Origin of the sequence: Streptomyces sp. NPDC051913 (assembly GCF_044593635.1) — a bacterium.
Classification (GTDB): Bacteria; Actinomycetota; Actinomycetes; order Streptomycetales; family Streptomycetaceae; genus Streptomyces.
Genome location: NZ_JBIUCI010000017.1, coordinates 191348 through 198172 on the forward strand (window position 1 = coordinate 191348; position 6825 = coordinate 198172).

A 6825-nucleotide genomic window follows, 5' to 3' on the forward strand; every position below is an offset into this window, starting at 1 on the left:
TCGGCTTTGAGCCGCGAGGGTCGTCCGGCACCCGGCTGAGCCCTGTGCCGCGAACGTCCCGCGGTAACCGGCTCAGCCGTCAGCCGCGAACGCCTCCGCGGCCCCACCGGCTCGGCTTTGAGCCGCGAGGGTCGTCCGGCACCCGGCTCAGCCCTGCGCCGCGAACGCCCCGCGGTAACCGGCTCAGCCGTCAGCCGCGAACGCCTCCGCGGCCCCACCGGCTCAGCTCTGCGCCGCGGACGCCCTCCGGCACCCGGCTTAGCCCTGCGCCGCGAACGCCCGTAGCAGGCACTCCGTGAGCCTGGCCGCCGTGCTCCCGTCCGGATCGAGGCGCGGGTTGAAGATCGTGACGTCCAGTCCCACCGCCCCGGTGCCGGACAGTGCCGTGCGCAGGACGGTTTCCAGCTCCTCCCAGCTCAGCCCGCCGTCCAGCCGGTAGTCCACGGCGGGCATGACCGCGTCGTCCAGCACGTCGACGTCGAGATGCACCCAGTACCCGGCCCCGCCGCCCTCGCCGGTCAGGGCCTCCACCGCCTGCCGCGCCGCCTCACCCGCCCCCAGCTCCCGCACCCGGTCGAGGTCCAGCGCGTGCAGTTTCTCCGGCAGCGGCTCCATACCGAACACCGCCGCCTCCGCCTGGTCCCGGAACCCGAGGGCGACGACGTCCTCGTCCCGCACCAGCGGCCCGAGCCCGTCCAGGTCGGCGAGGGCGGTGGGCCCCCGACCGGTGGCCAGTGCCAGCTCCATCGAGGCCACCTCGCCGGCCGGCTCCGTCTCCGGTCGATAGAAGTCGGTGTGGCCGTCGAGGAACAGCAGCCCATGGCGCCCCCGGCGGCGCAGGGCGAGCAGATTGCCGAGCAGGATGCTGCAGTCGCCGCCCAGCACCAGCGGGAACCGCCCGGCGTCGAGGACCTCGCCCACCGCACCGGCCAGCCGCAGGGCGTGCTCGGCGATCCCGCCCGGATTGAGCACCCCGGTCTCCGGGTCCCGTTCCGGGTCGTACGGGCCCGGCTCGACGCTGCCCACCCGCACCGCGCCCAGACCGTCGGCCAGACCCGCGTCGAGCAGTGCCCGGGGCAGCTCCTCGACGCCGGTCGGCCGCAGCCCCAGCACGGACGGTGCCTCGATGATCGCGACGTCGCGCACTCCGACTCCCTCGTCAGGCGGCGCCGGCGGGCCCATGCGTCCGGCGACGTGGGCCCACCGTAGACCGCGGGAGGGCGTGGAGCGCGGCAGCGCCCACGTCCGGCGAGGCGCCCCACGCCACCTGCCGAGTACCCCTTCTAGTGCTCGTGCACGTCGTTCGTCGCCGCGATCTGCTTCCACGACCTCGGCTGCTCCGGTGCGGCCGAGGCCCCCGCGATCGAGGCGGTCCGCGCCGCCGGGGCGGCCGGCTTCGTCGGCTGGAACAGCCAGGTGTCGAACAGCGCGGACAGCGACTGCCCGGACACCTCCTCCGCGTACGCCCGGAAGTCGGCGACGGACGCGTTGCCGTACGCGTACTTCTGCGGCCAGCCCTTCAGGACCGTGAAGAACGCGTCGTCACCGATCTCGTTCCGCAGCGCCTGGAGGGCCAGCGCGCCCCGGTCGTAGACGGCGATGTCGAACTGGTTCTCCGGACCGGGGTCACCGGGCTTCACCGTCCAGAACGGGTCGTCGGCCGGGTGCGAGGCGTACACGTAGTCCGCGAGCTCCTGCGCGGTGCCCTCGTCCTCGTGCTCGGACCACAGCCACTGCGCGTACCGGGCGAAGCCCTCGTTGATCCAGATGTCCTTCCACCCGGACACGGAGACGAGGTCCCCGTACCACTGGTGGGCCAGCTCGTGCACGACCACGGACACGTTGGAGCCGTTCGCGAACTGCCGCGGGCTGTAGTACGGCCGGGTCTGCGTCTCCAGCGCGTACCCGGTGGTGGTGTTGGGGACGTACCCGCCGAGCGCGTTGTACGGATACGGCCCGAAGTACTCGCTCAGCCAGTCGGCGACCTCACCGGTCCGCTCGATGCTGGCTCGCGCGGCGCCGTCGTTGGCGCCGAGGTCCTTGCTGTACGCGTTGACGACCGGGACGCCGCTCTCGGTGGTCCCGGTCGTGATGTCGAACCTGCCGACCGCCAGCGTCGCGAGATAGGTGGCCTGCGGCTTGTCGGACCGCCAGTTGTAGCGGGTCCAGCCGAGGCGTGAACTCGTCGACTGGAGCGTGCCGTTGGAGATGGCCTGGCTGCCGTCCGGCACCAGGACGGACACGTCATAGGTCGCCTTGTCGAGCGGGTGGTCGTTGCTCGGGAACCACCACCAGGCCGACTCGGGCTCGTTCGCGCCGACCCCGCCGTCCGGAGTGCGGTGCCAACTGGTGAAGCCGTACGCCTGCTTCGACGACGGGACTCCGCTGTACCGCACGACGACGGTCACCGAAGTGCCCTTCGCCAGCGGCGACTTCGGGGTGATCTCCAGCTCGTGCTCGCCGGAGGTGGTGAACGACGCCTTCGCGCCGTTGACCCGCACCTAGGAGACGTCCAGCAGGAAGTCCAGGTTGAAGCGGGACAAGTCCTGTGTGGTGCGGGCCAGAAGGGTCGCCGTGCCCTCCAGCTCGTCCGTCGCCGGCTGGTACTTCAGCCGCAGGTCGTAGTGGGAGACGTCGTATCCGCCGTTGCCGTAGTCCGGGTAGTAGGGGTCGCCGATGCCCGGGGCGCCGGGGGAGTGGCTCGCGGCCGATGCCGGGATCGCCAGCAGGACGGACGCGGCAGCGAGTGCGCCCGGCGCGATGATTCTGCGGTGCACGAAAGCTCCAAGTCGTAGGGGCAAGAAGTCTGTTCGGAGCCTATTCAGTCCCTGTGGACCCAGGCATGTCCATGGCCGCAGCCGTCACACGATCGCCATTCGGCCGTCATGACCGACTCCGCGCCCCCTGTATGGCAAACGGCCCTCTTTTGCACGGGAGTTGACAGCTGTACCGTCCGCGCATGCCGATACGCACGCGCTTCACGATCTGGAGACAGCTCGCGACGGCGGCCACCGCCGCCCTGCTGGCCACGTTCCTCACCCCCGCCGCCGCACAGGCCGCGCCGCGTGAGAGCCAACCCGTCTACTCGTACGAGAACGCCGTCCGCGAGGCCGTCTGGGTGGACACCGGCCTCGACGGGGACGGCGACGGCAAGAACGACCGCGTGGCCGTCGACATCGTCCGCCCCCGCGAACCCGCCGCCCAGGGCCGCAAGGTTCCGGTCATCATGGACGCCAGCCCGTACTACTCCTGCTGCGGGCGCGGCAACGAGAGCCAGAAGAAGACGTACGACGCCCAGGGCGACGTCGTCCAGATGCCGCTCTTCTACGACAACTACTTCGTGCCCCGCGGCTACGCCTTCGTCGGCGTCGACCTCGCCGGCACCAACCGCTCCGACGGCTGCGTGGACGTCGGCGGCCGCTCGGACATCCTCTCCGCCAAGGCCGTCGTCGACTGGCTGAACGGCCGCGCCAAGGCGTACACCAGCCGTACGGGCACCACAAAGGCCAAGGCCGACTGGACCAACGGCAGAACCGGCATGATCGGCAAGAGCTGGGACGGCACCATAGCCAACGGTGTCGCCGCGACCGGCGTCGAAGGGCTGAGGACGATCGTCCCGATCAGCGCCATCTCCTCCTGGTACGACTACTACTTCCAGCAGGGCGCCCCGCTCTACGACTCCGGCCCCGACTGGCTCTCCGACTACGTCGACAGCCCCGACGCCCGCGCCAAGTGCGCCGCAGTGCAGCAGAAGATCGTCGACGGCGCCCCGCGCAGCGGTGACTGGACCGGCTTCTGGACCGAGCGGGACTACGTCAGGAACGCCGCCAAGGTGAAGGCCAGCGTCTTCGCGATCCACGGCCAGCAGGACCTCAACGTCCGGATGAAGCACCTCGGCCAGTGGTGGGACGCCCTCGCCAAGAACGGCGTCGAGCGCAAGATCTGGCTCTCCCAGACCGGCCACGTCGACCCCTTCGACTTCCGCCGCGCGGCATGGGTCGACACCCTGCACCGCTGGTTCGACCATGAACTCCTCGGCTACGACAACGGCATCGACCGCGAGCCGATGGCCGACATCGAACGCCACCCCGACCAGTGGGTCACCTCCAAGGTCTGGCCCCCGCGCGGCACCAGCACCACCACCCTGCGCCCCTCCCAGGGCGCGCAGCCCGGCGTCGGCACCCTCGGCGTCTCCCGAGCACGGGGCACCGAGACCTTCACCGACAACCCGGCGCTGAGCGAGACCGACTGGGCCGCGCGGATCGACACCTCCACCCCCGACAAGGCGGGCTTCGCCACCGGCACGCTCACCGAGGACCTGCGCGTCTCCGGCTCCTCGAAGGTCACCGTCACCGCCACGCCCACCACCTCGACGGCTCATCTCTCCGCCGTCCTCGTGGACCTCGGCCCGAACACCATCCGGGACTACGCGGCGAGCGGCGAGGGCATCAGCACCCTCACCGACCGCACCTGCTGGGGTGTCAGCACCGCCGGTGACAGCGCCTGCTTCAAGGTGACCCAGGCCAAGACCGCCGACGTCGACTACGAGGTCGTCAGCCGAGGCTGGGCCGACCTCGGCACCTACGCCGACCCCGGCAAGGGCGTCCCGCTCACCCCGGGCAAGGCGTACACGATCACCCTCGACCTGGCCGCCACCGATCATGTCGTCCCGGCCGGCCACCGGCTCGCCCTGATCATCGCGGGCACGGACAAGGATTTGATCGACCCGCCGTCCACCACGCCGACGCTCACGCTGGACCTGTCCCGCACGAAGGCGAGCGTCCCGCTGGTCGGTGGCGCCCGGGCCTTCGCGCACGCCACGGACGGCGCCGCCACCGCCGTACCCGAGGCCACGGAACTCGACGGCGTGCAGGCGCCGCGGTCCGTCCAGCGCGTCCCGTAGTAATCCAGTAATTCGACATCGACTGTTGAAAACCGAGTCATGTGCGGTACCTGTGGTAGGCCGTATCCATGGGTTTCGGGAGAAGGTGCCGCAAATGACGGAAGACATGAAGAAAAGGGGTGGCGGGGAGGGTTCTTCGGGCCTTCCCCGCGACCACACCACCGACCGCGTGGTGTTCGGGGTCACCGCCGTCATCACCGTGGCGTTCGTGATCTGGGGTTCCACGGCGACGGACTCGCTGGAGAACGTCTCCACCAAGATGCTCAACGGCCTGATCAAGAACGGCGGTTGGGCCTTCATGCTGGCCGCCTCCTGCTTCGTGGTCTTCGCCCTGTGGCTCGCGGTCAGCCGCTACGGCCGCATCCACCTCGGCGCCGAGGGCGAGGAGCCCGAGTTCCGCACGGTGTCGTGGGTCGCGATGATGTTCAGCGCCGGCATGGGCATCGGTCTGATGTTCTACGGCGTGAGCGAACCCCTCGCCCACTACACGACCCCGCCACCCGGCACGAACCCCGCCGACTCCGGTGACCGCATGGAGACGGCGATGGCGACCACCCTCTTCCACTGGACACTGCATCCCTGGGCGATCTACGCGGTGGTCGGCCTCGGTATCGCCTACAGCACCTTCCGCAAGCGCCGCCGCCAGACCATCAGCGCCGTGTTCACCCCGCTGATCGGGGAGCGGCACGCCGAGGGCGGCGTGGGCCGGGTCATCGACATCCTCGCGATCATCGCCACCATCTTCGGCTCGGCGGCCTCCCTCGGCCTCGGCGCGCTCCAGATCGGCTCCGGCTTCCAGGAGTTGGACTGGATGGACGACGTCAGCACCGGTCTGCTCGTCGCGATCATCGCCGTCCTCACGCTGGCCTTCGTCGCCTCCGCCGTCTCGGGTGTCGAGCGGGGCATCCAGTGGCTGTCCAACACCAACATGGTGCTGGCGCTGATCCTCGCCGTGTTCGTGTTCATCGCCGGACCGACGATCATCGTCCTCGACCTGCTGCCCACCTCGGTCTTCGCCTACCTCGGCGACCTGCCCCAGCTCGCCGGCCGCACCGAGGCGAGCGGCGGCAAGGGCGTCGCCGACTGGCTGGGCAGCTGGACCGTCTTTTACTGGGCCTGGTGGATCTCCTGGACGCCCTTCGTCGGCATGTTCATCGCCCGCATCAGCCGCGGCCGCACCATCCGCCAGTTCGTCGGCGGTGTCATCCTCGTCCCCAGCACGGTCAGCCTGATCTGGTTCGCCGTCTTCGGCGGTACGGCGATGAAGCTGAAGGAGGGCGGCGCACTCGCCGGCGAGGACACTCCCGAGGGCCAACTCTTCGGCGTGCTCCAGGAGTTCCCCATCGCCACCGCCACCAGCCTGCTGGTGATGATCCTGGTCGGCATCTTCTTCGTCTCGGGGGCCGACGCCGCCTCCATCGTGATGGGTACGCTCTCCCAGAAGGGCGCCCTCGAACCCGGCCGGTTCGTCGTGGTGTTCTGGGGCGTCGTCACCGGCGCGGTCGCCGCCATCATGCTGCTCGTCGGCAGCGGTCAGGGCGACGCCCTCACCGGCTTGCAGAACCTCACCATCCTGGCCGCCGCGCCCTTCGTCCTCGTGATGATCGGGATGTGCGTCGCCCTCATGCGCGACCTGCGCCGCGACCCGGTCATCGTGCGCGGCGAGATGGGCTCCGAGGCCGTCGAGCTCGCGGTCATCGAGGGCCACAAGAGGTACGACGGCGACTTCGAGATCCGTGTCGGCCCGGGGGCCGGTACGGAGACGGAGGGCGACCCACTGGGCCACGACCACGGTTAGGACGCGGGGCCTGGGGCGTCCGGAGAGGCCCTAGGTGTATTGCCCCGCAGGGTTGTTCACACGGTTGATCGGCGGCTGGCCTCCGAGTGCGGTGTGGCAGCGATGGTAGTTGTAGGTGTGGAGG

General features: G+C 70.2%; 3 protein-coding genes and 1 pseudogene. 2 read left to right on the plus strand and 2 right to left on the minus strand.

Annotated features, from left to right (window positions below):
• Window positions 1–258: 258 nt before the first annotated feature.
• Window positions 259–1146: an arginase family protein gene (locus ACIHIX_RS38225; RefSeq protein WP_399964603.1), complete on the minus strand. Its 888-nt coding sequence runs from the start codon at window positions 1144–1146 to the stop codon at window positions 259–261.
• Between the two features lie 137 nt (window positions 1147–1283).
• Window positions 1284–2777, minus strand: a pseudogene (locus tag ACIHIX_RS38230) (M1 family metallopeptidase).
• A 182-nt stretch (window positions 2778–2959) separates the two neighbouring features.
• Here ACIHIX_RS38230 and ACIHIX_RS38235 point away from each other — a divergent pair.
• Together ACIHIX_RS38235 and ACIHIX_RS38240 are read left to right on the plus strand one after the other, a co-directional pair.
• On the plus strand, window positions 2960–4903 hold the full coding sequence (locus ACIHIX_RS38235; protein WP_399964605.1) for a Xaa-Pro dipeptidyl-peptidase: 1944 nt from the start codon (window positions 2960–2962) through the stop codon (window positions 4901–4903).
• Window positions 4904–4997: 94 nt separating this feature from the next.
• Window positions 4998–6701 carry a BCCT family transporter gene (locus ACIHIX_RS38240; RefSeq protein ID WP_399964607.1) on the plus strand — a complete coding sequence of 568 codons (1704 nt, stop codon included), beginning with the start codon at window positions 4998–5000 and terminating at the stop codon, window positions 6699–6701.
• Window positions 6702–6825: the final 124 nt, after the last annotated feature.